Annotated in this window: 29 protein-coding genes and 1 pseudogene; 18 read left to right on the top strand and 12 right to left on the bottom strand. The window is 70.4% G+C overall.

Going from position 1 to position 24,828, the window contains the following annotated elements; genetic code table 11:
- The first annotated feature begins 71 nt into the window (after positions 1-71).
- From ACFU5O_RS34545 to ACFU5O_RS34525, 5 genes are all read left to right on the top strand, one after another.
- On the top strand, positions 72-818 hold the full coding sequence (locus tag ACFU5O_RS34545) for a DUF2993 domain-containing protein (RefSeq protein ID WP_384246462.1): 747 nt from the start codon (positions 72-74) through the stop codon (positions 816-818).
- Between the two features lie 257 nt (positions 819-1,075).
- A complete protein-coding gene (locus ACFU5O_RS34540; RefSeq protein WP_350310325.1) occupies positions 1,076-1,156 on the top strand; it encodes a putative leader peptide in 81 nt (26 codons plus the stop codon).
- A gap of 156 nt (positions 1,157-1,312) precedes the next feature.
- The gene (locus ACFU5O_RS34535; RefSeq protein ID WP_384246460.1) at positions 1,313-2,158 is read left to right on the top strand and encodes a sulfurtransferase; all 846 of its coding nucleotides are present in this window, start codon (positions 1,313-1,315) and stop codon (positions 2,156-2,158) included.
- 48 nt (positions 2,159-2,206) lie between these two features.
- Positions 2,207-2,494, top strand: a complete 288-nt coding sequence (locus ACFU5O_RS34530; RefSeq protein WP_384246458.1) for a DUF1416 domain-containing protein — start codon at positions 2,207-2,209, stop codon at positions 2,492-2,494.
- 97 nt (positions 2,495-2,591) lie between these two features.
- Entirely contained in the window at positions 2,592-2,882 is a 291-nt protein-coding gene (locus ACFU5O_RS34525; RefSeq protein WP_384246456.1) for a DUF3099 domain-containing protein, read from the top strand.
- Between the two features lie 45 nt (positions 2,883-2,927).
- Here the strand turns inward: ACFU5O_RS34525 and ACFU5O_RS34520 are convergent, their stop codons facing one another.
- Positions 2,928-3,290, bottom strand: a complete 363-nt coding sequence (locus ACFU5O_RS34520) for a DsrE family protein (RefSeq protein ID WP_384246455.1) — start codon at positions 3,288-3,290, stop codon at positions 2,928-2,930.
- 107 nt (positions 3,291-3,397) lie between these two features.
- Between ACFU5O_RS34520 and ACFU5O_RS34515 the strand changes: the two genes are divergently transcribed.
- From ACFU5O_RS34515 to ACFU5O_RS34490, 6 genes are all read left to right on the top strand, one after another.
- On the top strand, positions 3,398-4,252 hold the full coding sequence (locus tag ACFU5O_RS34515) for a hypothetical protein (protein ID WP_384246453.1): 855 nt from the start codon (positions 3,398-3,400) through the stop codon (positions 4,250-4,252).
- Positions 4,249-5,244 (top strand): hypothetical protein, encoded by a 996-nt coding sequence (locus ACFU5O_RS34510; RefSeq protein WP_384246452.1) that lies wholly within the window; start codon positions 4,249-4,251, stop codon positions 5,242-5,244. Before ACFU5O_RS34515 ends, ACFU5O_RS34510 begins: the two co-directional genes overlap by 4 nt.
- Positions 5,241-6,128, top strand: coding sequence for a hypothetical protein (locus ACFU5O_RS34505; RefSeq protein WP_384246450.1), 888 nt, complete (start codon positions 5,241-5,243; stop codon positions 6,126-6,128). The genes ACFU5O_RS34510 and ACFU5O_RS34505 overlap by 4 nt, the downstream gene beginning before the upstream one ends.
- A 219-nt stretch (positions 6,129-6,347) precedes the next feature.
- A complete protein-coding gene (locus ACFU5O_RS34500; protein WP_384246448.1) occupies positions 6,348-6,920 on the top strand; it encodes an FABP family protein in 573 nt (190 codons plus the stop codon).
- 103 nt (positions 6,921-7,023) lie between these two features.
- Positions 7,024-7,461, top strand: a complete 438-nt coding sequence (locus ACFU5O_RS34495; RefSeq protein WP_384246446.1) for a Fur family transcriptional regulator — start codon at positions 7,024-7,026, stop codon at positions 7,459-7,461.
- A 10-nt stretch (positions 7,462-7,471) separates the two neighbouring features.
- Positions 7,472-8,452 (top strand): YgfZ/GcvT domain-containing protein, encoded by a 981-nt coding sequence (locus ACFU5O_RS34490; RefSeq protein WP_384246445.1) that lies wholly within the window; start codon positions 7,472-7,474, stop codon positions 8,450-8,452.
- 83 nt (positions 8,453-8,535) lie between these two features.
- Here ACFU5O_RS34490 and dtd read toward each other — a convergent pair whose 3' ends face one another.
- Positions 8,536-8,961 (bottom strand): D-aminoacyl-tRNA deacylase, encoded by a 426-nt coding sequence (gene dtd, locus ACFU5O_RS34485; protein ID WP_384246443.1) that lies wholly within the window; start codon positions 8,959-8,961, stop codon positions 8,536-8,538.
- A 163-nt stretch (positions 8,962-9,124) separates the two neighbouring features.
- Here dtd and ACFU5O_RS34480 point away from each other — a divergent pair, with 163 nt between their 5' ends.
- The 4 genes from ACFU5O_RS34480 (at position 9,125) to ACFU5O_RS34465 (ending at position 13,061) form a co-directional block, all read left to right on the top strand.
- Positions 9,125-9,748, top strand: coding sequence for an AmfC protein (locus tag ACFU5O_RS34480; protein ID WP_384246441.1), 624 nt, complete (start codon positions 9,125-9,127; stop codon positions 9,746-9,748).
- A gap of 46 nt (positions 9,749-9,794) precedes the next feature.
- Positions 9,795-10,760 carry an asparaginase gene (locus ACFU5O_RS34475; protein ID WP_384246440.1) on the top strand — a complete coding sequence of 322 codons (966 nt, stop codon included), beginning with the start codon at positions 9,795-9,797 and terminating at the stop codon, positions 10,758-10,760.
- 161 nt (positions 10,761-10,921) lie between these two features.
- Positions 10,922-12,175: a GNAT family N-acetyltransferase gene (locus ACFU5O_RS34470; RefSeq protein WP_384246438.1), complete on the top strand. Its 1,254-nt coding sequence runs from the start codon at positions 10,922-10,924 to the stop codon at positions 12,173-12,175.
- A 112-nt stretch (positions 12,176-12,287) separates the two neighbouring features.
- Entirely contained in the window at positions 12,288-13,061 is a 774-nt protein-coding gene (locus tag ACFU5O_RS34465) for an HAD family hydrolase (protein WP_384246436.1), read from the top strand.
- A 177-nt stretch (positions 13,062-13,238) separates the two neighbouring features.
- On the opposite strand, the gene ACFU5O_RS34460 is transcribed toward ACFU5O_RS34465, so the two are convergent.
- The 4 genes from ACFU5O_RS34460 to ACFU5O_RS34445 form a co-directional block, all read right to left on the bottom strand.
- Complete coding sequence (locus ACFU5O_RS34460) at positions 13,239-14,207, bottom strand: zinc-binding dehydrogenase (RefSeq protein WP_384246516.1); 969 nt, start codon at positions 14,205-14,207, stop codon at positions 13,239-13,241.
- A 130-nt stretch (positions 14,208-14,337) separates the two neighbouring features.
- The gene (locus ACFU5O_RS34455; protein WP_384246435.1) at positions 14,338-15,567 is read right to left on the bottom strand and encodes an RNA polymerase sigma factor; all 1,230 of its coding nucleotides are present in this window, start codon (positions 15,565-15,567) and stop codon (positions 14,338-14,340) included.
- Between the two features lie 55 nt (positions 15,568-15,622).
- A complete protein-coding gene (locus ACFU5O_RS34450) occupies positions 15,623-15,976 on the bottom strand; it encodes a YciI family protein (protein WP_384246433.1) in 354 nt (117 codons plus the stop codon).
- 290 nt (positions 15,977-16,266) lie between these two features.
- The gene (locus ACFU5O_RS34445; RefSeq protein WP_384246431.1) at positions 16,267-17,322 is read right to left on the bottom strand and encodes a helix-turn-helix transcriptional regulator; all 1,056 of its coding nucleotides are present in this window, start codon (positions 17,320-17,322) and stop codon (positions 16,267-16,269) included.
- Positions 17,323-17,433: 111 nt separating this feature from the next.
- Between ACFU5O_RS34445 and ACFU5O_RS34440 the strand changes: the two genes are divergently transcribed.
- Positions 17,434-18,276: an NAD(P)H-binding protein gene (locus tag ACFU5O_RS34440; protein WP_384246430.1), complete on the top strand. Its 843-nt coding sequence runs from the start codon at positions 17,434-17,436 to the stop codon at positions 18,274-18,276.
- A gap of 108 nt (positions 18,277-18,384) precedes the next feature.
- Here ACFU5O_RS34440 and ACFU5O_RS34435 read toward each other — a convergent pair.
- From ACFU5O_RS34435 to ACFU5O_RS34415, 5 genes and pseudogenes are all read right to left on the bottom strand, one after another.
- A pseudogene (locus ACFU5O_RS34435) lies at positions 18,385-19,463 on the bottom strand (MerR family transcriptional regulator).
- Between the two features lie 94 nt (positions 19,464-19,557).
- Positions 19,558-20,181 carry a histidine phosphatase family protein gene (locus ACFU5O_RS34430; protein ID WP_384246428.1) on the bottom strand — a complete coding sequence of 208 codons (624 nt, stop codon included), beginning with the start codon at positions 20,179-20,181 and terminating at the stop codon, positions 19,558-19,560.
- Between the two features lie 296 nt (positions 20,182-20,477).
- Entirely contained in the window at positions 20,478-21,842 is a 1,365-nt protein-coding gene (locus ACFU5O_RS34425) for a hypothetical protein (protein WP_384246426.1), read from the bottom strand.
- Positions 21,839-22,321 carry a TnsA-like heteromeric transposase endonuclease subunit gene (locus ACFU5O_RS34420; RefSeq protein WP_384246424.1) on the bottom strand — a complete coding sequence of 161 codons (483 nt, stop codon included), beginning with the start codon at positions 22,319-22,321 and terminating at the stop codon, positions 21,839-21,841. Before ACFU5O_RS34420 ends, ACFU5O_RS34425 begins: the two co-directional genes overlap by 4 nt.
- Positions 22,322-22,608: 287 nt before the next feature.
- Positions 22,609-22,938, bottom strand: coding sequence for a hypothetical protein (locus tag ACFU5O_RS34415; RefSeq protein ID WP_384246422.1), 330 nt, complete (start codon positions 22,936-22,938; stop codon positions 22,609-22,611).
- 134 nt (positions 22,939-23,072) lie between these two features.
- Here ACFU5O_RS34415 and ACFU5O_RS34410 point away from each other — a divergent pair, with 134 nt between their 5' ends.
- The gene (locus tag ACFU5O_RS34410; RefSeq protein ID WP_384246420.1) at positions 23,073-23,588 is read left to right on the top strand and encodes a DUF4240 domain-containing protein; all 516 of its coding nucleotides are present in this window, start codon (positions 23,073-23,075) and stop codon (positions 23,586-23,588) included.
- Between the two features lie 18 nt (positions 23,589-23,606).
- On the opposite strand, the gene ACFU5O_RS34405 is transcribed toward ACFU5O_RS34410, so the two are convergent.
- Complete coding sequence (locus ACFU5O_RS34405) at positions 23,607-24,020, bottom strand: DUF5958 family protein (protein WP_384246419.1); 414 nt, start codon at positions 24,018-24,020, stop codon at positions 23,607-23,609.
- A 530-nt stretch (positions 24,021-24,550) separates the two neighbouring features.
- On the opposite strand from ACFU5O_RS34405, the gene ACFU5O_RS34400 reads away from it, so the two are divergent.
- Positions 24,551-24,736, top strand: coding sequence for a hypothetical protein (locus ACFU5O_RS34400; protein ID WP_384246417.1), 186 nt, complete (start codon positions 24,551-24,553; stop codon positions 24,734-24,736).
- Positions 24,737-24,828 lie beyond the last annotated feature (92 nt).

Here is a 24,828-nt window from a genome sequence, read left to right as displayed (position 1 = left end):
CCCGCACGTCGATCATTGGGGCCGGTTCGATCCCGGGCGGCCCAGGGGACAGGGTGGGGGAACATCGAGTCATGCGCGCACTGCGAACACTGCTGATCACCGCTGTGATCCTGGGTGGCCTCTTCGCCATCGCCGACCGGCTGGCGGTCAACTACGCCGAGGGCGAGGTCGCGGCCAAGGTCAGAAGCAGCCAGGGGCTGGGCACCGAGCCCGATGTGTCCATCAACGGCTTCCCCTTCCTGACCCAGGTCGTGAGTTCCGAGCTCGACGACGTCGAGGTCCGCATGGGCGGGGTGAAGGCCAGCGCCGGCGGGCACTCGGTCGAGGTGACAGAGGTCGCGGCCGAGTTGAGCGGCGTGCGCCTCAACGGCCTGTCCTCCGCCGTCGCGGACCGCGCCACGGGTTCCGCCCGTATCTCGTACGCGGACCTCGGCAAGTCCGCGCCGGAGGGCGCGACCGTCTCCTACGCCGGGGCGGAGCGTGCCGCGAAGGGCCAGGTCAAGGTCACCGGACCGGCCAAGGAGCTGCTGGAGGGCGCGGGATTCGACGTCCCCGGCTTCGCCGAGGGACTGCTGAAGGGCCGCACGCTCACGGCATACAGCACGGTCTCGATATCCGGCGGCGACACGGTCCGGCTGCGCGCCCAGGACCTCCCGGAGCTGCCGCTGCCGGGCATGGACCGGACGTTGCGCAAGGCCGTCGACTACGACCTGAAGATCGACGGACTGCCGAAGACCATCAAGCTGGACAAGGTCGTCGCGGACGAGAACGGACTGCGGTTCTCGGGTGTGGGCACGGACGTGACGCTGGCCGGCTGAGCCTGCGAGGCCCGGTCCCGGCCGCCGGACCCGAGGCGCTGAGCCCCCGGGCGGGTGGGCTTCGGTCGTGCTGGTGGCCGGACGATCGGATGGTGAGACGGTGACGTCCGATCCGTAGATGCCAGGCGGACGGAAGGGGTCGCGGTGCCCGGCCGAGGGCACCGGTGGCCGAATATCGTATTGCTATGCGGACGATCGCGTCTCAACATGCGACACGCCGGTGACATCGCCGCCGCCTCGTCCCTACGATCGGACACATGAAGCGACAGGCGGACCTCACGAAGCGGCGGGCAGTAGACCTGTGCCGCGTCGCCGCCATGCTCTGTCGCACCTTCTGAGCGAAAGCGCCGACTTTCGCATCCCCCGGCCCTGTGAGCGCGTTTTCCGGCCAGGGCCACCCCGTGTGCCTCACGCCTCTCAGGCGTACCCGCACCGACCCCTCGCGCACCACTCCCGCGCGACACCCGCCGCACACTGCCCCGGAGGAGAACAGCATGAGCCGCAGCGACGTCCTCGTAGATGCCGACTGGGTCGAGGCCCACCTGGACGACCCGAAGGTCGCCGTCGTCGAGGTCGACGAGGACACCTCGGCGTACGACAAGAACCACATCAGGAACGCCGTCCGCATCGACTGGCAGAAGGACCTCCAGGACCCCGTCCGTCGTGACTTCGTCGACCAGGCCGGCTTCGAGAAGCTGCTGTCGGAGAAGGGGATCGCCAACGACGACACCGTCGTCCTCTACGGCGGCAACAACAACTGGTTCGCGTCCTACGCCTACTGGTACTTCAAGCTCTACGGCCACCAGGACGTGAAGCTCCTCGACGGCGGCCGCAAGAAGTGGGAGCTCGACTCCCGCGACCTGGTCGACGGCGCCGACGTTCCGCAGCGCCCCGCCACCGAGTACAAGGCGCAGGCCCAGGACACGTCCATCCGTGCCTTCCGTGACGACGTCGTCGCCGCCATCGGCAGCCAGAACCTGGTCGACGTGCGTTCGCCCGACGAGTTCAGCGGCAAGCTGCTCGCCCCGGCCCACCTCCCGCAGGAGCAGTCGCAGCGCCCCGGCCATGTGCCGAGCGCCCGCAACATCCCGTGGTCCAAGAACGCCAACGACGACGGCACGTTCAAGTCGGACGACGAGCTCAAGGCCCTCTACGCCGACGAGCAGGTCGACCTGGCCACCGACACCATCGCCTACTGCCGCATCGGCGAGCGCTCCGCGCTGACCTGGTTCGTCCTGCACGAGCTGCTCGGCGTCGAGAACGTCAAGAACTACGACGGCTCGTGGACCGAGTACGGCTCCCTCGTCGGCGTGCCGATCGAGCTCGGCGCGAACAAGTAAGCCCCAGGCACTCAGCCTCCCCCTCTCCCTACGTAAGGACAGAACAGCATGTGTGGAGCGAAGGCCGGCGGCCCCGACGCCTCGACGATCAAGCCCGGCGAGACCACCATCCAGGGCCAGGTGACCCGCGACGGTGAGCCCGTCACCGGTTACGTGCGCCTGCTGGACTCGACCGGCGAGTTCACCGCCGAGGTCCCGACCTCGGCGACCGGACAGTTCCGCTTCTACGCGGCCGAGGGCACCTGGACCCTTCGCGCCCTCGTGCCCGGCGGAACGGCGGACCGCACGGTCGTCGCCCGGACCGGTGGCCTCTCCGAGGTGGCCATCGCCGTCTGACGACACTGATGTACCGGCCGAAGGGCCGCACCCCCGGGGGTTGGACGCCACTGGATCGGGGTGCGGTCCTTCGTGCCGTTCGATCTACTCTTGAGGTGTGCTCGCCCGAAGGCGCAGGGTCTACTTCTGGATGATGGGCGGATGCCTCGCACTGTTCGTGTCCGCTTGGGCGTTCGTGCGCCTGTGGTCGGTGCCGGCCGCCGTCGGGATGTGCGTCGTGGCCATGGTCATTCCGCCGGTCGCCGCGATGGTGGCGAACCGGCGGGGGCCCGATGACCGCTGGTGGGACGACCCTTCCGGGGATCCTCAGTCCGACCAGTGGTGGGACGAGCTCGACGGGAAGCGGAAGCCGGGCTCGGAGGACTCCGACCCCCGCTCCGACGCGTGAGCCGTAAGGCCGAGTGCCTCGACCCCCGTCGGTACTCGACCCCCGTCAGTAGACGAGGGCCTGGACGCCGTCGGCCGTCGCCTCGCTCACGAAGACCTGCGCGCCCGCGATCCGCACGCCCTCGATGACGTCCTTCTCCGTGATCTCGCGCCGCGCCGCGCACTGGGTGCAGAGCGTGATTCGTCCCGCCGCCCGGATCGATTCGATCAGCTCCGGCAGCGGGGCGGCGTGCGGCAGTTCGAACTCGGCTGCGCGGCCCGGCAGGGCGAACCACGAGGACTCACCGGTCAGCCACAGCGAGACCTCCACCCCGCTCGCCACGGCCACGGCAGCGACCGTGAAGGCCTGTGAGCAGCGTTCGGGGGCATCTGCCCCGGCGGTTACCTTGATCACGAGCTTCTTCGCCATACGCCGAACTGTAATGCGCGACGCCACAACCCCCCTCGCGGGCCATGTGTCTGCTGTGTGCACGGACATATGGAGTCCGTGCCTCAGGTCTCTTGGGGGGACCCTTCTTGGAAACGCAGGACACACAGGCACAGGAGCCGGTACCGAACCCGGTACCGAACCCGGCGCCGCCCGTGCCTTCGCCGCCGCTCGTCGTGCCGGCGCAGAGCGCACCGGCCCCGGCGCCGGTGGACCCGCCCGCACGCCGCCGCGGCAGGACCGCGCTGATCGTCGCGGCCGCGGCCGTCGTCGGGATCGTCGGCGGTACGGCCGTCGGGTACGGCGTCCAGGCAGACCGTGAACCGACGCCGCTGCCCGCGCTGAGCCGGCCGGAACTCGCGTACCCGGCGAAGCCGCTGCCCGGTGGCGCGCGCCCGGTTCCGCTGTCCGCCGCCGAGGACCACCAGGTCAGAACGGACGGCGATCTGCGCAAGCTGGTGCTCGCGAAGCCGTCGGGTGCTCGTCGGGTCGACGGCATGGGGCCGGACGGCTGGATGGACCTCGCGTTCTACTCGCTCGAGTTCGAGAGCGAGGACCACATGTTCGAGATGTTCCTGGAGTCGGACCTCCGCCGGGTCGCCGGGGCCGCCTGGGAGCAGGGCGAGCACAAGAGGACCGCGATCAGGCTCGTCCAGTTCCGCACGGGCCAGGAGGCCGGGGAGCTCGCGTCGGACCAGCGGTCGTACATGCCCTACGACGACGAGCACGGCGCCGGCAACCACGGCGACCCGCTGAAGGGGAGCAAGGAGGGCCGCTACTACCTCTACAAGGTCAGCGAAAAGGCGGGCTACCTCCCCGCGTACAAGGCGCGGGCCGTCTTCCATCGCGGCGACATCATGGTCGACATCAGCATCTACGACACCAAGCGCATCACCAAGAACGACATCCGCAGCCTGGCCGAGCGACAGCTGGAGCGCCTGTGAGCGAGGACCTCGTACCCCAGGAGCCGAAGCCGAAGCCGAAGCCGAAGCCGGAGCCGGAGCCGAAGCCGGAGCCGGAGCCGGAGCAGGAGCCGCAGTCGGAGCCGCTGCCGGCGCAGGCCGACGAGCCCGCGGCCCAGGCCACCGCAGAGCCCGTGGCGCCCGTCGGGGCGCCCGCGCCCACCGCCGCCGAGCAGGCACCTGCCGTGCCGGCCGGCACCGGGCCCGCGCCCCGGGTCACCCGGCGCCGGCCGCGCCTCGGCACCGTCCTCCCCGCCGTACTCGCTCTCCTGCTCGTCGGCGGTGGGCTCACCTGGACCAAGCTCACCGTCGACAACGCGGACCGCACCGCGCCGACCACGGTGTGGGGAGAGTTCGAGGGCGCCTCGAACGACGACCCGGCCGGTGACGTGGCGCGTGGACGGCATGGGACGCCGCTCAGCAAGCTGCTGCTCCCGGTGCCGCCCGGCTTCCGTCTCGGCCCGGACATCGACGCGTACGGCAACGACAGCGAGATCGGCGACAAGGAGGCGGTCGCCGTCCTCAAGGACGAGGGCAGCGGTCTGCCCGCGAGGAAGCGCCGGGAGTTCGACAGGCGGATCGACCGGATGGGCGTCCAGGGAATCGCCGTGCGCTCCTTCGCCTCCGGTGAGAACGATCTCGTCATCGAGGTGCAGATCACGCGCATGAAGGACAAGAAGCGGATCCACGATCTGTACGAGCTCAAGACCGAGCTGTCCGAGTTGCTGCACCTCAGCAAGGGCCCGAGGATCAAGGGCCACAAGAAGGCCGCCTGTTTCCTGCTGCCACGGCTGGACGAGTACGGGGAGAACAAGGGCAAGGCCGAGCTCGAGGCGATGGCCTGCTCCGCCTACGACTCGGAACTGCTGGTCAGCGTCACCGCGTCCGGCACCACGCCTTTCGACAAGTCCGCTGTCGCCGAGGTGCTGCGCAAGCAGCTCGACCACATCGCCTCCCCGGGGGAGTACGTATGACCGAGCCGATGACGACGGAGAAGGAGCCGGGCATGGCCTCGATGCCGGAGACGGCCCGGATCATCCCTCCGATGCCCGAGGCGCCGCCTGCGGTTCCGGCCGCCGAGACGGCGCCTCCGGCCGCCCCCGGACGCGATCGCCGGGTCCTGCGTGCCGTGGCCCGGTGGACCGTCGCCGCGCTCGTCTGCGGCGGCCTCGGCGCCGGGACCGCTCTCGGTATCACCTCCATGGAACGGACGGACGTCCCGGGGCTGGCCACAGAGAGCGACGGCCGCTGGGACTACCCGAAGCTGTCGCTGCCCGCGCTCCCCGAGGGCACGCCGCGCCCGTTCAACGAGGGGAACGTGCAGCAGATCCACCATGCCGACCTGCGCAAACTCCTGCTGTCCGCCCCGGTGGGGGCGACCGTGGACAAGAAGCTGACCGGGGGGTGGGTCACACCCGGGCAGTTCAGTGCCGAGTTCGTCGCGGCGGAGCGGTCCGATCTGGAGCGCGACCTCAAGGATCACGGCGCACGGCACATCGCCGCCCGTGGCTGGACGATGCCGGACGGGACGGTCTGCCGCATCTACCTTCTCCAGTTCGGCTCGGCCGACTCGGCGGAGGCGTTCAAGGGGTTGGTCGCCCAGGGGACGAGGCCGCACGTACCGCTGGCCGGCACGTCCGAGTTCGAGCTGGACCGGAGCTGGACCACCGTGGGGCACGAACTCCCCACCGCGTCGTACGTCTATCGGGAGACCGCTCCCGTGGGCGCCGAGGAGACGCACCACGCCTACATCGTCTCCGGCGACACCCTGGCGCTGGTCATCCAGTCGAGGAAGGGCAAGGCGCCCGCCGTCCCCTTCCACCAGACCGTGGTGCTGCAGAACCAGCTGCTGGGCTGACCCGGGAGCCGACCTCGCAGCGAGGGCCGGACCCCCGCCCACTAAGCTGGGATCCGGCCCGTTCTGCGTTCACTGCTCATTCAAGGAGCACCCGTGATTCTTTTCTTCGAGATCCTGCTGGTCCTCGTCTGCGTCGGCGTGCTCGCCTTCACCGGCCTGGCCGTGAAGAAGCTGTACCAGGGCCAGCGTTAATCCCTCTAGAGATCGACAGAGCTGCTCATGATCGAGATCCCGTCCGACCTGAACCCGGACCTCGTCCCCCTCGCGTTCCTCCTCGGCACATGGGAGGGCGCGGGCGTCTCCGACTTCCCGGGTGCCGAGAAGTGCAACTTCGGCCAGTCGGTGACGTTCAGCCATGACGGCCGGGACTTCCTCGAGTACGTCTCGCACACCTGGGTCCTGGATGCCGAGGGCAAGAAGGTCAGGCCGCTGGAGTCCGAGTCCGGCTACTGGCGCATCGACAAGGACCGCAAGGTCGAGATCGTCATGGCCCGTGACCAGGGCATCGTGGAGGTCTGGTACGGCGACCTCGCCGACAAGAAGCCGCAGATCGACCTGGTGACGGACGCCGTCGCGCGTACCGCGGTCTCCGGCCCGTACACCGGTGGCAAGCGCCTCTACGGCTACGTCAAGGGTGACCTGATGTGGGTCGGCGAGAAGGCCACGCCCGAGGTGCCGCTGCGGCCGTACATGTCGGCGCACCTAAAGAAGGTCGTCACCCCCGAGCAGGTCGAGCAGTGGGCGAAGGACCTCGGCGACCTCCCGGACGACGGCATCGCCTTCTTCAAGTAGCAGGACCTCGAGCAGCAGGACCTTCCCGCTCCACAGGCAGGGCGTTCCCCCGGGCTTCCCGCGGTCCGGGGGCGAGCGCACCGCGCGTGCCTACACTGGTCGCGTGGTGAGCACCGACTGGAAGAGCGACCTGCGTCAGCGTGGTTACCGGCTGACCCCGCAGCGCCAGCTTGTCCTCGAAGCCGTCGACACCCTGGAGCACGCGACCCCCGACGACATCCTCGTCGAGGTGCGCAAGACCGCCTCCGGGATCAACATCTCGACGGTCTACCGGACGCTGGAGCTCCTGGAGGAGCTGGGGCTGGTCTCGCACGCGCACCTGGGTCATGGCGCGCCGACGTACCACCTGGCCGACCGGCACCACCATCTGCACCTGGTCTGCCGGGACTGCAGGAACGTCATCGAGGCGGATGTCGAAGTGGCCGCCGACTTCACCGCGAAGCTCCGCGAGACGTTCGGCTTCGAAACCGACATGAAGCACTTCGCGATCTTCGGGCGTTGCCGCGACTGCACTGTGAAGGCGGCCGCTGACCAGTCGTAGGCTTATGCGTATGCAGCGACATTCAACGATCAGCCCTCTGCTGTCCCTGCCCGGCGCCGTCCCCGCAGAGGGGCGCGACGAAGGTGTCGCCGCACACTACGGCGATCTGTTCCGCGAGCAGCGCGCGCTCGCCGACGGAAGCGGCCTTGTCGACCTCTCGCACCGCGGCGTCGTCACCGTGTCCGGCAAGGACCGGCTCAGCTGGCTGCACCTGCTGCTCACGCAGCATGTCAGCGACCTGCCGGCAGGGCAGGCCACCGAGGCGCTGATCCTGTCCGCACACGGCCACATCGAGCACGCCCTCTACCTCGTGGACGACGGCGGGACGGTATGGGCGCATGTCGAGCCCGGGACGCAGGACGCGCTCATCTCGTACCTGGAGTCGATGAAGTTCTTCTACCAGGTGGAGGTCGCCGACCGTACCGACGAGATCGCGGTCGTCCATCTGCCCGCCGGCTCGATCGCCGAGGTGCCGGAGGGAGTCGTCGTACGCGAGACGTCACAGGGCCGCGATCTGTTCCTGCCGCGCGAGGACCTCGAGGCGTTCGCGGCGGCCAACGGCCCCGCGGCGGGGGTGCTGGCCTACGAGGCGCTGCGCGTCGAGGCGCACCGCCCGCGGCTCGGCTTCGAGACCGACCACCGCACCATCCCGCACGAGATCGGGCTGGTCGGCAGCGCGGTGCATCTGCAGAAGGGCTGCTACCGCGGTCAGGAGACCGTGGCGCGCGTCCACAACCTGGGGAAGCCGCCGCGGCGACTGGTCTTTCTCCACCTGGACGGCAGCGAGGTGCATCTGCCCGGCCACGGCACGCCGGTCCGGCTGGCCGCGGACGGCGACGACGGCCGCCAGCTGGGCTTCATCACCACGTCGGCCCGCCACCACGAGCTGGGGCCGATCGCCCTGGCGCTGGTGAAGCGGAACGTCCCCGTGGACGCGGAACTGCTCGCCGGGGACACGGCGGCGGCGCAGGAGCCCGTCGTCGAGCCGTAGCGGGTCGGCCGGCGGCCGCGGCGTGCGGCACGGCCTGTCGCCGACGACGGCGGGGTGGTCCCGTACGGCTCCGCGGCCGTCTCTCAGACCTCGATCAGCACCGTGAACGGGCCGTCATTCGTGAGCGACACCCGCATGCTCGCTCCGAACCGGCCCGTCTCCACAGGCGCCCCGAGCGCCCGCAGCTGACGCACCACCTCGTCGACGAGCGGCTCCGCGATCTCGCCCGGCGCCGCGGCATTCCAGGTGGGGCGGCGGCCCTTGCGGGCATCCCCGTAGAGAGTGAACTGCGAAATCACCAGCAAGGGCGCATTCACGTCCGAGCAGGACTTCTCGCCGTCCAGGATGCGCACCGACCAGAGCTTGCGGGCCAGCTGCGCGGCCTTCTCCGGTGTGTCCCCGTGGGTGACCCCCACCAGCACACACAGTCCTTCTCCGACGATCTCGCCCACCGTCTCACCGGCCACCACGACGCTCGCGCCGTCGACCCGCTGTACCACTGCTCGCATACGGACCAACCTATCCGGGACCTGTCCGGGCGTATCCGGGGCTGAACGGGTGCAGAGCACCTGCGTACGAACCGCCCGGAATGGCACGATGCACGGAGTCGGTGCTTCCCTTCGGCGCTCCGTGCCCGGGGAGACCTCATGCACCGGTCGAGGGGATCAACCAATGAGCACATCTGGCGCCGGGCAGTCGTCCGGTCCCGTTCCGACCATCCACAGTGCGGGCGCCTTGCGTCCGCCCGCACAGCGAACCGCGGGCACCCTGCCCGAGCCGCGCATGCACGACCTCGGCGCGCTGAGACTGCCGGAGCTGCGGGCGCTGCGCCGTGACTCCCAGCGGGACGAGGCGGATCTCAGCTATGTGCGCCGGCTGCTGCACGGCCGTATCGACATTCTGCGGGCCGAGCTCTCCCGCCGTACTCAGTCGCCGGCCGGGACGGCTCCGGGCGGGCCCGCCGAGCCGGACTCGGCGGTCGTCGACCGGCTCTCGCGGATCCTCGCCGACCCGCCCTCGCGCCGGGGCAGCTCGGCCCGTCATGTGACGTTGTCCACGCCGAGGGGCGAGGAGTCGGGGCGGCTGGCCGCGCAGATGCTGGCCGAGGTGGAGCTGTCCGACCTCGACGCGCGTACGGACGAGGAGCTCCACTCCGCGATGGGACGGCTGGTGAGCTACGAGCAGGAGGTCTCGCGGCAGCGTGCGGAACTGCAGCGGACCGCGGACGACTGCAGCGCCGAAATCGCCCGCAGGTACCGTGAAGGGGAAGCACAAGTAGACGACCTGCTCACCTGAGGCGATCCTCCGGGCGGGTCTCCTGTCCGGAAGGCACGCACCGCCGATGAGCTCCACCATCTCAGCCTCCGCGATACGCCCGGTCCTCGCCGAAGTCGTGCGTTCAGGCTTCGTCGAGGGCCATCACCGGGGATCGCTGGTGGTCCTGGCGGCGGACGGCAGCGTGGAGTTCGCGCTGGGCGATCCGGCGGCGCCGGTGTTCCCGCGTTCGTCGAACAAGCCGATGCAGGCCGCTGCCGTGCTGCGCGCCGGTCTGGACATAGCGGGGGAGCGGCTGGCGCTGGCCGCAGCGAGCCACTCGGGCGAATCGTTTCATCTCGAGCTGGCCCGCGAGATGCTCACCGAGAACGGGCTGACGCCCGGCGATCTGCAGACCCCGCCCGATCTGCCGCTGGACCCGGCCGAGGCGGAGGCGTACCTCGCGGCCGGTCTGGTGCGGGACAGGGTCACCATGAACTGTTCGGGCAAGCACGCGGCGATGCTGGCGGCCTGCGCCCTCAACGGCTGGCCTCTCGACTCGTATCTCGACCCGTCCCATCCGCTGCAGCGGCTCGTGCACGACGTGGTGGAGGAGGCGGCGGACGAGCAGGTCGCCGCGGTCGGTACGGACGGCTGCGGGGCGCCACTGATGGCGATCAGCCTGACGGGCCTGGCCCGGGCGTACCGCTCCTTCGTACTGGCCCCGGAGGGGTCGGCGGAACGGCGGGTCGCGGATGCGATGACCGCCCACCCCGAGTACGTCGCAGGGACGCGCCGCCCCGACACCTGGCTGATGCGGGCCGTGCCCGGCACGCTGTCGAAGATGGGTGCGGAGGCGGTCCAGGCGGTGGCCCTGCCGGACGGCCGCGCACTCGCCTTCAAGGTCGACGACGGCGCGACACGGGCGCTGGGCCCCGTGCTGGCCCGCTGCCTGGAGCGCCTCGGCGTGGACGACCCGGTGCTGGCGCGGCTCGCGGATGCGCCGCTGCTGGGCGGCGGGCGAACGGTGGGGGAGATCCGCGCGGCGTTCTGATCCGCGCGGCGTTCTGAGGCGTTCTGATCCGCGCGGGGTTCTGATCCGCGCGGGGTCCGATCCACGGGATCTCGCCGAAGTGGCCGTTGCCGTGACCGGAAACCTGTGCACGGCGCCGTGAGCCGGTGAACCTTTCCGGTCGCCGCACTAGCGTGGACGGTATGAGCCTTGAGGGCGTCGAGGTGCGTACCGTCACCGAGGCCGAGGGCCGCGACTGGCTGCGGGCCATGGCCACGGGTTTTCTCATGTCCCCGGTCATCGCGGAGCCCGAGGCCGCCGACCGGCTCGCCCACATGGACCTCACGCGGGCACGGGGCGCCTTCGACCGGGGCCGGTGCGTGGGGACGTACTACTCCTTCCCCCAGCAGCTCACCGTCGTCGGAGGCGCCTTCGTCACCGCGGACGCCGTCTCGCATGTCACGGTCGCGCCGACCCACCGCCGTCGCGGGATCCTCACCCGGATGATCACCGAGGATCTGGCGGAGGCCAAGGAGCGCGGTGACGCGGTCGCGACGCTGATCGCGGCCGAGCACCGCATCTACGGGCGCTACGGCTTCGGACCGGCCGCCTGGCTCACCGAGTGGGAGATCGACGTCCCGCGCAGCGGTCTCGACCCGCGGTGGTCGGGCGCGGCGGACGGGGGCCGGGTGGACCTGGCCGACGCCGACGACGTACGCAAGTCCGGCCCTGACCTGCACGAACGGTTCCGGGCGCGGCAGCACGGCGCGATCGACCGGGACGAACGCTGGTGGAGCCTGAACACGGGCGCGGTGCGGATACCGTCCCGGCCGTGGACGGAGCCGTACCACGCGGTGTACCGCTCTGCGGCGGGCGAAGTGGAGGGTCTGATCACCTACAGGGTGGACAGCCGCTGGAACGACGCCAACCAGCCCGCGAACACGGCGCGGACCGAGAACCTGATCGCGGTCACGCCGGCCGCGGAACGTGCGCTGTGGGAGTTCGTCTGCTCGATCGACTGGATCACCGCGGTCAGGTCCGGCGGCCGTGCCCCCGACGACCTGCTCCCCCTCTTCCTCCCCGATCCCCGGGCCGCCCGGACCGTCTCGCAGGCGGACTTCCTGTGGGTGCGGCTGCTGGACGTCGTACGGGCACTGCAGTCGCGTGCCTACGAGGCGTCGGGGTCACTGGTGCTGGACGTGCACGACGAGTCGGGGCTGGCCGCCGGCCGCTTCCGGCTGGACGCGACGCCGGAGGGCGCATGGTGCGTGCCGACCACGGAGACGGCCGATCTGTCGCTGGGGGCCGGGGAGTTGGGGACGCTCTATCTCGGTGACGAGTCGGTGGTGCGGCTGGTTGCGCTGGGCCGTATCGACGAGCACCGCCCGGGCGCGGCCACCCGGGCGGACGCGGTGTTCCGCGCGCGGCGCCGGCCCTGGTGCCCGGACATGTTCTGAGGACCCTCGCGGGGGTCGGGGCGCCGGCGTGGGACGCCGCCTTCGTGGAGCAGTCGCAGATGTGGTGCGACGCCCTCTGGAACACCGTCACCTCGGGGCCGACACTTTCCTGGTGACTACCGATGCGGCACACACGGAACGGGCGACGCAGGTGGCCGAGCAGCTCAACGACCTGATCATCGGTGCGGAGTACGTCCTTTTCGACTTCGACGGACCCGTCTGCCGCCTCTTCGCGGGCCACCGTGCGCACGAGGTCGCCGCCGGCCTGGTCGACCGGCTGGAGAAGCACGGCAGCCATGTCCTGCTGAGCGACGAGGAACGCGCCTCCGGCGACCCGTACGCCGTCCTCCGTGCCGTCCACCGACTGCAACCCGGAAACGATCTGGTCGAGGCGCTGGAGGCCGAGCTCACCCGCGAGGAACTGCACGCCACCGCCACCGCCCTCCCCACCCCCTATGCGGACCCGCTGATACGGACCTGGAGCGCCGTCGGTGTGGGCCTTGCGATCACCGGCGCCAACTCTCCACAGGCGATGGAGGAGTACCTCGCCGGCCGCGGACTGCGCGAGTGCTTCGCCCCGCACATCCACGGCCGCACGAGCGACCCCCATCTCGTCAAGCCCGCTCCGGACTGCGTCCGGCGTGCCCTGGCCTCCCTCCGCGCGGACCCGGCCGCATCGCTGGTGATCGGGGACACCCCCGCCGACCTGTACGCGGCCCGCGAGGCCGGTGTCCCCTTCCTGGGGTACGGCCGCGAAGCCCAACGGGCGGAACGGCTCCGGCGGGCGGGCGCCACCGTGGTCGTGGAGTCGCTGGAGCCGGTGCTCGAAGCGGTGCGGCGCGTCGGGCGGCCCTTGCGTCAGGACCCGTCGCGCGACTCCGGCTGAGACTCGCGTCCAGCGCCGTCAAGGCCCGGTCGAAGCGGAGACAAGGAGAGCCGCACGCGATGGTCGACCCGGTTCCGCGATTCCACGACAGGCAGTCGAACTGATACGCCGTCCGCACCCTGACGGAAGACGGGAACACCGCTGCGGGTCGTATGCCGACGGCCGTCAGACCGTCCGTCAGACCGTCAGCACCACCTTGCCCAGCAACTCCCGCGACTCGATCGCCGCATGCGCCTCCGACGCCCTGACCAGGGGGAACGTCGCCCCGATCACAGGGCACAGGATGCCCGACGCCGCGGCGGCCAGGGCGCGGGCGGCCAGGTTCGAGTGGGCGGCGGCGGAGAGCTGGACGTCCGCGATACCGAGCAGACGTACACCGCGCCGACGCGCTTCGCCGGGGTCCACCGCGGCGAAGCCCCCGGTCGGGGCGCCGTGGCCCGAGAAGCGGCCGCCGTCGGCGGCGAGTGCGAAGGCGGCGAGGCCCAGGTCGCCGCCGACCCCGTCCAGTACGACATCGGCGCCTGCTCCGCCGAGTGCCTCGCGGGCCCGCTCCACCCAGCCGGGTACGGCCGCGTCCACGACGACGTCGGCGCCGAGCTCCCGTACCAGCGCGGTCTTCAGGACTCCCCGTGCGGTCCCGACGACATACGCGCCTGCCGCCGTGGCCAGCTGGACCAGCAGGGTGCCCATGCCGCCCGACGCGCCTGTGATCAGTACGCGTTCACCCGGCTTGATGGCGGTCCTGTCGAGGAGAGCGTGGGCGGTGACGCCGTCGTGGATCAGCGCGGCCGCGTCCGTGAACGAGACCTCGTCCGGCACGGGCGCGAGGGACTCCGCCGTTGCGACAGCCCGTTCCGCGTACCCGCCGGTGAAGCCGATGGACGCGGCCACCCGGCGTCCCAGCCACTCGTCGACGCCCGCCCCCGTGGCGCCCACCGTGCCGGCGATGCCGCCCCCGGGTACGTACGGCGGCCGCACCGGGAAGAAGCCGGTGCCCCAGCCCGCCCGGACCTGTGTCTCCACGAAGATCGTGTCGATCGCGGCGACCTCCACCACCACCTGACCGGGGCCCGCCTGCGGGTCCGGCACCTCCGCCGTCACCAGGACGTCCGGGCCACCGAATTCGGTCACCTGCGCCACGTGCATACCGTCCACCACTCCCAGGCAGGGCTTCCGGCCGTTCCGGAGCCCGTACGCGGCAGTCTTGAACGTCAACTTCGGTTGAGGTCAAGCGGGATACGGCGAGGGGAAAGGTGGCCCGCGGCGCCGGTGCCGGTCATCGACCGCCGAGATCTTCGCGCCTGCGCCGCAGGAAGTCGCGTTCGGCGGCGTTGTCCGTACGTGCGACGGCCTTCCCGTACGCCCGGGCGGCCTCGGCGGGACGGCCCAGGCGGCGCAGCAGGTCGGCCCGGACGGCATGGAAAACGTAGTAGCCGTCGATGCCGGAGCCGGAGCCGGAGCCGGAGCCGGAGCTCGAGCCGAGTTCGTCCACGAGAGCCAGCGCCGCCTCCGGGCCTTCGACCTCGGCCACCGCGACCGCACGGTTGAGCGCGACGACCGGGTTCGGCGCGATCGCGTACAGCTGGTCGTAGAGCTGCAGGATCTGTCGCCAGTCGGTCGCCGCGGCCTCCGGCGCGTCGCTGTGCACGGCGTTGATCGCGGCCTGGATCTGGTACGGGCCCGGCCGGTTGCGCCGCAGGCACTGCCGCACGATGGCCTGGCCCTCGTCGATCAGGCCGCGGTCCCACCGGCCGCGGTCCTGGTCGGCCAGGGGCACGAGGCGGCCGTCCGCGGTGATACGGGTGTCCCGGCGCGACCGGGTGAGCAGCATCAGGGCGAGCAGCCCCATGACCTCTGGTTCGTCCGGCATGAGTTCGGCCAGGAGCCGCCCGAGGCGGACGGCCTCCGCGCAGAGGTCCTCGCGGACCAGCTCGTCGCCCGAGCCGGCCGCGTACCCCTCGTTGAAGATGAGATAGACGACGGCCAGCACGGCCCGGACACGGTCCGGGAGGTCGGCATCGGCGGGGACCCGGTACGGGATCCCCGCGTCACGGATCTTGCCCTTGGCGCGGACCAGCCGCTGGGCCATGGCCGGCTCAGTGACCAGGAAGGCGCGGGCGATCTCGGCGGTGCTCAGCCCGCCGAGCAGCCGCAGGGTCAGTGCGACCCGTGCCGCGGGGGCGAGCGCGGGGTGACAGCAGGTGAAGATCAGGCGCAGCCGGTCGTCGCGCACGGGTCCCTCCTCCCCGGGCTGTCCGTCGCGGGCGTACAGCAGTGCGGCCTGGGCGTGCCGGTCCTCGCGGGAGGCCTCCCTGCGCAGGCGGTCGACGGCCCGGTTGCGGGCGGTGGTGATGATCCAGCCCGCCGGGCCGGGCGGCGGTCCGGACGTCGGCCACCGTTCGACGGCCGTGGCGAACGCGTCCTGGACCGCCTCCTCGGCGACGTCGATGTCACCGAAGGCGCGGACCAGGACGGCCACCGCCCGCCCGTACTCCTGGCGGAACACGCGCTCCACCTCCGCCGCGGTCACCTCCGCGGGCCTGGCGGGTCCGCACGGCACGTCACGCACAGCTGCCGTGCTCCAGAGGCCTCACCTCGATCGGGAGGGTGATCGCCCGGGCGAGCTTGCGGCCCCATTCGAGTGCGGCGTCGAGGTCGGGCGCCTGGACGACCGTGAACCCGCCGATGTGCTCCTTGCCCTCGACGTACGGGCCGTCGGTCATCAGCATCTCGTCGTCCTTGAACCGCAGGACCGTCGCGGTGCTCGGCGGGTGCAGGCCCCCGGAGAAGACCCAGGCGCCGGCGGCCCTGATCTCGGCGTTCACGGCCTCGAGGTCCCGCATGATCGGCTCCAGGAACTCGGGCGGCGGCGGGGGGCCGTCGGGCTGGTAGATGCTGAGCAGGTACTGCTTCATGGGGTTCCTCCTTGGCGGTATGCCGTCCGGTATCCGGTATTCGGTATTCGATATTCGATATTCGATATCCGGTTCCGGTGTCAGGCGCCTTGACCGCCTGGCGGGCGTCGTGCGGCGTTGTGCCGCCTTGCCGCCGCGGTCCCGGACGCCGTCGTTCCGGCTTCTCACCCTCTATACGAACGGCGTCGCCCCGGATCGACACCTCGGCACCACGGAACACGCCGGCTCCCCGGAGCACCACCCCGGGCGCCGTCACCTCGGCATGCGAGGTCCCCGGGACCGCACGGGAATCACGCGGGACGGCTCGCCGCTTCCGCTTCGTTCACCGCTCCTGCTTCGTTCGCCGCTTCCGCTTCGTTCACCGCTTCTGCTTCGTTCGCCGTTCCCGCTTCGCCCGTCGGTGCCCCGTACGTGGCCGTGAGCTCGGCCGCCAGCTGCGCCAGCCGTTCCCGTGCCGCCGGTGGCCCGAGGACCTCGGCCCGCGAGCCCAGCCCGGCCAGCTGCGCCGCGACGATCTCCGGCGACGGCCCGTCGATCTCCGCCTCCAGCCATCCGCCGGACCCGGCCGGCACGATGATGCGCAACCGGCCGCCGAACAGCCCCTCCAGCACCTGCTGGGCCCCCTGTTCCGCCCGTATCCGTACGGTCGAGGCGAGCATGCGGTCCTCCATGCGCGCGGCCAGGGAGCGCCAGGTGGTGGCGAGATCGAAGCCGTCCGGGCGCACGACGGACTCACCCGTCGCCTCGACCGACGTGACGCGGCTGAGCCGGAAGGTCCGCAGCCCGCGATCCGTGCCGGCGACGAGATACGGGACGCCGGCCTTGGCCGCGAGGCCGAGCGGGTGCACGGTCCGCTCGCCATCCGGTCTGCCGGGTCCGGCGTACCCGAGCCGGATCTGCGTACCGTCCACGACCGCGCGCCGGAGCGCGTCGAGATGGGGCGTCGCCCCCGGGACCGGGGAGCGCGACCAGTCCGTTTCGTCGTTGACGCCGGCTCGCGCCGCGGCCTCGGCTCCCTGGCGGAGCGTGGAGGGCAGGGCCCGTACCAGCTTGCGGAGCGCGGTCCGCAGCTCGGGCGTCGTCGACGAGGGGCCCGCGACGAGGAACAGCGCGCGGATCTCGTCGGCGGTCAGACCGGTGAGATCGGTCCTGGCGCCGCCGACGAGCGACCAGCCGCCGCCCCGCCCCCGCTGCGAGTAGACGGGGACTCCGGAGATCGCCAGCGCCTCCAGGTCGCGGCGCGCGGTCCGCTCGGACACCTCGAGTTCGGCCGCGACCTCCGCCACGGTCACGCGTCCGCGTGACTGGAGGAACAGCAGGGTCGCCACGAGACGGTCGGCTCTCATACGGGTCATCGTGCCCCGGAAACTGGCCAGGAGATGGCCACTTTGGTCACCAGGATGACGTCATGACCAGAACCCGCCAACCGCGGGTGCAGACCGGAATCGGAGCTGATCATGATCGTGGTAACAGGCGCCACCGGGAACGTCGGCCGGCCGCTCGTCGCGGCACTCGCAGCCGCGGGCGAGCGGGTGACAGCGCTTTCGCGACGTTCCGCCGACGAGGCCGGCACCCATGAGGGCGTACGGCACCGGCAGGCCGATCTCGCCGCACCGGAGAGCCTCGAGCCCGTCCTCGACGGGGCCGAAGCGCTGTACCTCCTCGTCGCCGGGGGCGGCGAGGGACTGAACCCCCGCGACATCCTCGACGTCGCCAAGGCCGGCGGGGTCCGGCGGATCGTCCTGCAGTCGTCCCAGATCACCGGGACCCGCCCCGAGGCCGTGTCCCATGCCCATCTGCGGGCGTTCGAGGACGCGGTGCGGCAGGCGGGGCCGGACTGGACCGTTCTCCGGCCGTCCGGCTTCGCCTCCAACGCCCGCATGTGGGCGGAGACGGTCCGCTCGCAGCGGACGGTCGTGGCTCCCTTCGGCGATGTCGCCCTTCCGGTCGTCGACCCGTCGGACATCGCCGAGGTCGCGGCGGCGGCACTGCGTGACAGCAGGCACGCGGGCCGTACGTACGAACTCACCGGACCCGCGGCGATCACTCCACGCGAGCAGACCCGGGCGATCGGCGAAGCACTGGGCACACCCGTCCGCTTCACCGGGATGACCCGCGACGAGGCGCGTGCGGCCATGCTCCGCTTCATGCCCGGGCCCGTCGCGGACGGGACGCTCTCCATCCTGGGCGAGCCGTCGGCCGCCGAGCGGCGGGTGAGTCCCGACGTCGAGCAGGTTCTCGGCCGTCCGCCCCGCACCTTCGCCGAGTGGGCGGCACGCAACGCCGCGGTCTTCAGCTGAAGGACTCGCCGGAAGAGCAACCGGCGCACCGCCGGGCCGGCCCGCACGGGTACGGCGGTGGCGCCGTGAACCGTGTGCGCGCCGGCCCGGCGGCCGAGCCGGACGCCCCTACCGCCCGGCCTCCAGCACATCGGCCACCACACAGCTGACGTTGTCCGGTCCGCCGGAGCCGTTGGCCAGGGCGACGAGTTCGCGTACGGCCTGCTCGGGGGCGCCGCTCGACATGATCACCCGGCGTACGTCCTCCTCCGGCACGACGGTGGACAGGCCGTCCGAGCAGAGCAGGTAACGGTCCCCGGGCAGGGCGTCGTGCAGGCGCATGTCAGGGGTCGTGACGGTTCCTCCGGCCAGCGCCCGGGCCAGCAGCGACCGTGGGGATGGGAGGCGGCTTCCTCCCGGCTGATGCGGCCTTCGTCGACCATCGACTGCACGAGCGTGTGGTCGTGGGTGATCCGGAAGAGCTCCCCGTCCCGCAGGAGATACGCCCGGGAGTCTCCGATGTGGACGAGAGCCAGCTGTGTTCCGGTCCAGAGCATCGCGGTGAGCGTGGTCCCCACCTCCTGCGGCTCCGGATCGGACGCGGCGATGCCGTGCACGGCGCGGCCTGCCTCCTCGACCGCGTCCTCAAGGGCGTTGAGGAGACTGCCCGCCGGGAGGGTGTCGGTCTCGAGGCGTTTGAGTACGTCGACGGCGGCGGCGCTCGCGGGGGCTCCCCGGCGGCCGAATCCGTCGGCGACAGCGAGCAGACGGGATCCCGCGTAGGCGGTGTCCTGGTTGTTCTCGCGCACGAGACCGGTGTCGGACAGCGCGGCGTACCGGATCTCCAGCGGCTGGGCGGTCGTGGACATGGTGGAGTCCCTCCGTGAGAGGTGGTCGACGAGGAAGGCGGCCAGGTCCCGCCGGCCGGCGGTGTCGGCCTCGACCCGCGCCCAGTACGCGCGGACCTCCCGGGCCGCCGCGGCCCCCTCCAGCTCACACACCTGCTGGATGTGCGCCAGCGGCATGCCGAGACGGCGGAGCCAGGCCACCAGGCGGGCCCGCTCCAACTGGTCAGGGCCGTAGAGGCGGTAGCCGGTGGCGGGGTCGACGCGGGCGGGGACCAGCAGGCCCAGCTCGTCGTAGAGACGCAGCGCCTTCGGCGAAAGCCGGGACGCCTTGGCGAACGCCCCGATGGTCAGCAACCCCATGCCTGTTCCTCCTCGCACCGGGCGCGTCGCCCGGCCCTCCCGATGCTGTGGCCTCCCCCGAGGTGAAGGTCAACCGTGTCCCGGACCGGCGCCCTCACACGGGCAGTCCCGGTGGGAAGCCGGTCCAGCGGAGCTCGGCGGGCAGGTGCCCCATGTCGTTGTGGAAGAGCACAGAAGCGGGCCGCCCGGGCGCGTACCGGATGACCGTCAGCCCGGCGTTGGCTTGGTTCAGGCCCATCCAGCGCCAGTCGGGCGCGTCCAGGGCGGCCCTGACGAGCCAGCCGATCAGGAAGTTGTGGGTGACGACCAGCTCGTGCCGGGGCTCGTCGCCGTCGACCGTCCCGGCGAACTCCGCGAGAGCCGCCCGCGCCAGCTCCGGGCCGCGCTCGCGTTCCTCGGCAGGGAACCCGGCGAGGTGGGCGAGCATCGCGTCGGCCGATTCCGCGGGCAGCTCGTCCCTCAGGGGCAGGTAGGGGATGTAGTCCCCGGCCGGTTCCGACGACCTCAGAGGTACGCCTTCGAGCCGGCCGCAGATCAGCCGGGCGGTCTGCTCCGCCCTGGGAAGCGGCCCGTGATGGACCACAGAGAGAGGGCTGCGCCGAAGCCGTTCACCGAGCAGAACGGCCTGGCGCCGGCCGTTCTCCGTCAGCTCGCTCTCGTCCGGTGAAGCCTCACCGTGCCTGGCGAGATAGAGATAGCGAGTAGCCGTTCCGGTCATGCGCGAAGCCCTCCGCCGTACGTTCATGATCTTGTGTACGCCTTGGAGGGACGCCGGGGTGTTGCGGGCCGGTTCCGCCACCGGGCCGGGTGCCGCTCAAGGGCCCGGAGGCCCCCCGTGTCCGTTCCCAAAAGATCTGGATCGAGGAGGTGTCTCTGACCTGGGCCTTGTCAGTTCTGCTGGGACGGGTTAAAAGCCGGGCGGCCCAGTGGATCTGGCCGTTGCTGCGCCTGCTTGAGCGCAGCTGAGACGGTCCCATTTGTTCTGTCGGACGGTACGGCCGTGGCCTGGTGTCTTCAGTTCTGGTGGGACTCATCCCGTAAGGCGTCGTAGTCGTCCGGCGTCGTCACCAGCATCAGTGATCGTCCCAGGGAGTCGGTCCAGCGAAAGAGGGGGTCGTTGGAGAAGGCGTGGGAACGGAGCTTCTCGCGGAGAGTGGGGACGTTCAGCCGGTGCTCGGCCTCTGCGTAGACGGAGTCGATGGTGCGCCGGTGCTGGCTGAGGTTCGTCCATCGGCGAGGTTCCCGTAGTGCCCGCCAGGCAGGATCGGCCAGTATGCCCAGCAGCGTGACGAATTCTGGATAGGTGGCGATGTACTCCCGCTCGTCGACGCGTCGCCTGATGATGTTCCCGTAGATGGCTTCCTTGGGAGGGAGCTGGGCGAGGCGGTCGTTCCACGTGAGAGCAGATGAGGTTGGTTCTTGTTCAGGAGCCAGGAGCGGACCATCGACTGCCTTGGTGCCCGCCGGCCGCAGCACCGCCGCGCAGATTGTCCGGGTCGCCGCGTCAACGGCGATGGTCAGTTCCGGACGACCGCTCACCCCGTCCTCAAGGATCACCAGCACGTCCAGCGGAGTCGTGTCGATCTGCGCTAGCTCGCCAGGTCGGCAGGCCGCGGACGGCGTGAACATTCCCTCGGGCCGCCGAGCTTGGGAGCGGCGGGAAGCAGCCGAACCGAAGGCGTGCGTGCCCGCGCTCACTGCCTCGACAAGCCGGTAGAACGTCGTCTTCGACGGCATCGGCACCACCCCGGCCCCGTGCTGCTCGGCCAGCAGGGCCTCGACCCGGCGCCGCACCCGGCCTCGTGTCCCAGTCGACTCGTTCAGCTGGCCGGCCAGCACCTCCGCGACGGCTGAAACCACCCGCTCATCAGCCCGGCCCGTCGGCGAGGACAGACGGGTCTTGCGGTGATCGACCAGCCCCCAGACCCCTTGATCCCGGTAGCGGGTCCTCATCCTCTCGACCGTCCGCGTGCTCACCGTCCAGCCCAGGGCACGCAACTCGGTGGCCTTCGCGGCGATCCGCTCCTCCAAGGTATGCAGGGCCGGGTCGTACTCCGGCCGCGGCCCCGCCCCGGCTCCGATACCGCTTTGCCGCCCGGACTCCAGCTCCAGTAGATGCTGTTCCCAGGCGGTGGCCTTCTCTGCCTCCAGCGGCGGAACGGTGTCCAGCAACGCGAAGGGTGCCACTACCGGTGACCCCTCCCGCTGACCGAGGAACTCGAAGCCTTCGGCGGCCAGTAGGTGAGGCAGTAGCACCAGACTCGCCCGCCCAGCCTCGTCGGCCAGCCGCACCATCGTCCCTGACAACCCGACCACGGTGTGCGGCCGCTCGTCGAGCCGGACCTGGTCGCCGACGCGCAGCGCCGCCCGTCCGCTCACCACGCCTCCACCCGCGACACCAGCGTCGTGTCCGTCAGCGGCTTCGACAGGTCCGTCCGGAGTTGCCCCGCCCAGAGCAGATGGAACAACGCTGGTAACACCGCAATCGGATCACCCAACAGCGACGCCTGTCCCACCAGCGGTGAGGGCACCGAGAACACCGACATCAGCCGCTCGGCCATCCCCGCGGTGGTCGCATGCCGAGGGTGTCGATACCCCGCCAGCCAGCGGACATTGGCCATCCGGACCGGGTCCACCATCCCGACCACCCGGTAGCCCCAGCCCACCGCTTCACAAGCCAGCCGCGTCACGGCGAACTTGGTCGCCGACCGCTCGTCGACCCGGTCCAGAGGCCAGCAGTCCACCAGCAATCCCCGGCCGTCCTCGAACCGTGCGAAGTAGTCCGGCGCGTGCGAGACCACGCGGCCCTTGTCGTTCTGCCAGAACAGCCACAGCGGCTGCGACAGCAGACCAGTCACCTCGGGTGTGAATCCAGCAGCATCGCGTGATCCCGCTCCAGCCACGACTCGAACCCCACATGCCCGCCTGTTGTGGCCGACCAGTACAGGCCCGGGAAGTTCCGCTGGCCGCGGTATGAAGGGAAGCCACGTACTGGCAGTCCCGTCTCGAACTCGACCTCCTCCGCCTCACTCAGTGGTCGGCGGTGTTCACCTTTGGCATCCCGCCAACCGACCTCGAATCCGTCCACGTCCAGCGGTGCCGTATCACTCGTCCCACCCAACCCCATGGACTTCACTGTCCAGAATCAATGGGAATCCACCAGAAGTTTTGGGCTGAAACCCCTCATGTGAGTGATGCTGCGAGCCAGCTCAGTCAGAGTCTTCATGATCGCTGGCGAGATCGTCTGAGGCGGGTCGAAGCCTGCGACGCGCCGCGTCCAGGCGTTCGCCATAGTCCGCTGCGAAGATCCCAGGCAGGGACTTGTCGAGCGTTCCGGCCAGCCTATGAATGGGCGCCCAGACCGCCTCTCGTCGACGAGACGGCTGAGGTCCGTCATCTGCACTCGCTCTAGCCAGTCCGACAGGACCAACGCTTCATCAGAGGTGAGCTTGATGATGATCTCCGTGTTCTCCACTGCTCGAACATAGTTCGCCGACCCTGCGGTGTCAGAGGTGCCTGGCACAGTGCCGCCGTGGACATCGATTCCTTCTGGAAGCTCATCGAAGAGGCCGACGGCAGACGCGGGGCCGGGACGAACGGCTGACGGGGTTGCGTGACGAGTTGTCGCGGAGGCCGCTGACAGAGATCGTGCAGTTCCAGGTTCGCCTGGACGAAGTGACGCGTGAAGCCTTCACCTGGGATCTATGGGCTGCGGCGGAGCGGATCTTCGGCGGCTGGTGTTCGGACGACGGATTCTGCTACTTCGGTCTGTGGATGGTGGGGATCGGTCGGGAAGCCTTCGCGCGGGCAGTGATCGATACCGACGCTCTGGCCGACACTCCAGAGGTTCAGTGCCTGGTGGGTCGCCCTCGGGAGCTCTGGCACGACGACTGGCCGGAGTGGGAGTCTCTCGACTACGTCGCCATGGAGGCGTATGGACTACTCACCTGCGCGGATGACGACTGCGGCGACGCATTTTATGAAGCCGTCGAAGCCGAGCAGGGCGCTGTAGGCGGCAATCCAGGGCCGCGCGGCGAGCAGTGGGACGCGCGATGCGAAGACGAGGCGATGCGCAAACTGCCGAGGCTGAGCGCGATGTTTCCCCTCCGGCCACTGGCCCGGTAGGCGCGAAAGCGCGAGGGATCAGGCCGAGGCTTCGGGGGTGTCGACAGACAGGCGATGCCACGCGTGGCCGCAACCGTCGGAGGAGAACCGCTCTCGTCGGCGTTCGTCGGCGACGGCCAGCACCGCGATCAGTAGCCGGAATGACTTGAGGCGTTCGTTGTACGGGGTGAGGCTGGCGATCTTTTCGAGTTGCTGGTCGATCCGCCCTCGTGTGATCAGAACTGCCGGTGTGTGCGTGGCGCGAAGTCCGGCGCGTCGGATACTTTCCGGGCCGTCCTCGGCGGTGGCGCGGGCCTGAATGCAGAAATGTGACAGGAGGCGCAGGGTGTTGGACTGCTCCTCAGTCGAGAGGCCCTCGAACCACTCGATTCCCTGTGTCATCGGTCGAAGCTCCTGGGCGAGTTCGTTGAGAATGATGTACGGATCAGCCATTCTCACGCCCCCGTTGCGCTCGATTCACAGACTTTCCCGGTCATCCAAGCAGACCCTCGGGTGCCTAGAAAGGCAGTTCGTCGGCTTCCAACGGCTCTGAGTACCCACGTACCCAGTGGCCGGGGAGGGTGGCGCAGAGCGACTCCAGGTCGGCGAACGTACTTCCCCGAACGCGGAGCCAGCTGTGGTCACTCAGTCCATCGAGCCGTAAGAGCTTCCCCGGCGCGGAGAACCAGCACACGGGTGACTCTTCCTTCCCCGTCCACATCGGGTACTCGGGAAACTCCACCGGCGCGAACCGACTCGGCAGCTCTCCAATCAGGCTGGCGGGAAGTTCGCAGGCGTTGTAGAGCCGTCCTTCGCTGCCAAGCAGCGTCTCGCTGAGTACGAGCTCGACACAGGCCAGGGAGACCCTCCCGTGACTGGACGAACACTGGCGGATCGTCCTGACCGAGGTCCCGCAGCCGCACTCCCCAGAAAGCGCATCCCTGGTTCTCGCTGCGGAAGACGAGTACTCCACCGAACTCGTCGTGCACGAACAGCTCGGAAGGGCGCAGCAGCGGGTCCTGGTTGTCGGTGAGGTCGCGACGCGTACCGAGAAGCGAGTACGCCTCGCGCAATGCGGTCGGCAGCGTGAGCCCCAGCATCTCCTCGGCTCGCTCCAGCTCCTCCGCTCGCGTACCCGCGCCGTCGGCGAGCGGCTCCGCCCACGCTGAAAGAGCGTTTTGCCCCTGCAGGGGTGTTTGGTTCGAGGTTCAGGTGTCGCGCCAGTTCGGGGTGGATTCTCGGGTGAGTCGTCGGCTCATGA

Source organism: Streptomyces sp. NPDC057445, from assembly GCF_042802855.1.
GTDB lineage: Bacteria > Actinomycetota > Actinomycetes > Streptomycetales > Streptomycetaceae > Streptomyces.
The sequence above is the reverse complement of the archived record's forward strand: the minus strand, read 5'-3'. Positions and strand labels throughout refer to the sequence as shown.

Coding starts and splice junctions, on each gene's coding strand:
- ACFU5O_RS34545 (WP_384246462.1), top strand. CDS start 72: ATGCGCGCACTGCGAACACTGCTGATCACCGCTGTGATCCTGGGTGGC.
- ACFU5O_RS34540 (WP_350310325.1), top strand. CDS start 1,076: ATGAAGCGACAGGCGGACCTCACGAAGCGGCGGGCAGTAGACCTGTGC.
- ACFU5O_RS34535 (WP_384246460.1), top strand. CDS start 1,313: ATGAGCCGCAGCGACGTCCTCGTAGATGCCGACTGGGTCGAGGCCCAC.
- ACFU5O_RS34530 (WP_384246458.1), top strand. CDS start 2,207: ATGTGTGGAGCGAAGGCCGGCGGCCCCGACGCCTCGACGATCAAGCCC.
- ACFU5O_RS34520 (WP_384246455.1), bottom strand. CDS start 3,290: ATGGCGAAGAAGCTCGTGATCAAGGTAACCGCCGGGGCAGATGCCCCC.
- ACFU5O_RS34505 (WP_384246450.1), top strand. CDS start 5,241: ATGACCGAGCCGATGACGACGGAGAAGGAGCCGGGCATGGCCTCGATG.
- ACFU5O_RS34500 (WP_384246448.1), top strand. CDS start 6,348: ATGATCGAGATCCCGTCCGACCTGAACCCGGACCTCGTCCCCCTCGCG.
- ACFU5O_RS34490 (WP_384246445.1), top strand. CDS start 7,472: ATGCAGCGACATTCAACGATCAGCCCTCTGCTGTCCCTGCCCGGCGCC.
- dtd (WP_384246443.1), bottom strand. CDS start 8,961: ATGCGAGCAGTGGTACAGCGGGTCGACGGCGCGAGCGTCGTGGTGGCC.
- ACFU5O_RS34480 (WP_384246441.1), top strand. CDS start 9,125: ATGAGCACATCTGGCGCCGGGCAGTCGTCCGGTCCCGTTCCGACCATC.
- ACFU5O_RS34475 (WP_384246440.1), top strand. CDS start 9,795: ATGAGCTCCACCATCTCAGCCTCCGCGATACGCCCGGTCCTCGCCGAA.
- ACFU5O_RS34470 (WP_384246438.1), top strand. CDS start 10,922: ATGAGCCTTGAGGGCGTCGAGGTGCGTACCGTCACCGAGGCCGAGGGC.
- ACFU5O_RS34460 (WP_384246516.1), bottom strand. CDS start 14,207: ATGCACGTGGCGCAGGTGACCGAATTCGGTGGCCCGGACGTCCTGGTG.
- ACFU5O_RS34450 (WP_384246433.1), bottom strand. CDS start 15,976: ATGAAGCAGTACCTGCTCAGCATCTACCAGCCCGACGGCCCCCCGCCG.
- ACFU5O_RS34445 (WP_384246431.1), bottom strand. CDS start 17,322: ATGAGAGCCGACCGTCTCGTGGCGACCCTGCTGTTCCTCCAGTCACGC.
- ACFU5O_RS34440 (WP_384246430.1), top strand. CDS start 17,434: ATGATCGTGGTAACAGGCGCCACCGGGAACGTCGGCCGGCCGCTCGTC.
- ACFU5O_RS34430 (WP_384246428.1), bottom strand. CDS start 20,181: ATGACCGGAACGGCTACTCGCTATCTCTATCTCGCCAGGCACGGTGAG.
- ACFU5O_RS34405 (WP_384246419.1), bottom strand. CDS start 24,020: ATGGCTGATCCGTACATCATTCTCAACGAACTCGCCCAGGAGCTTCGA.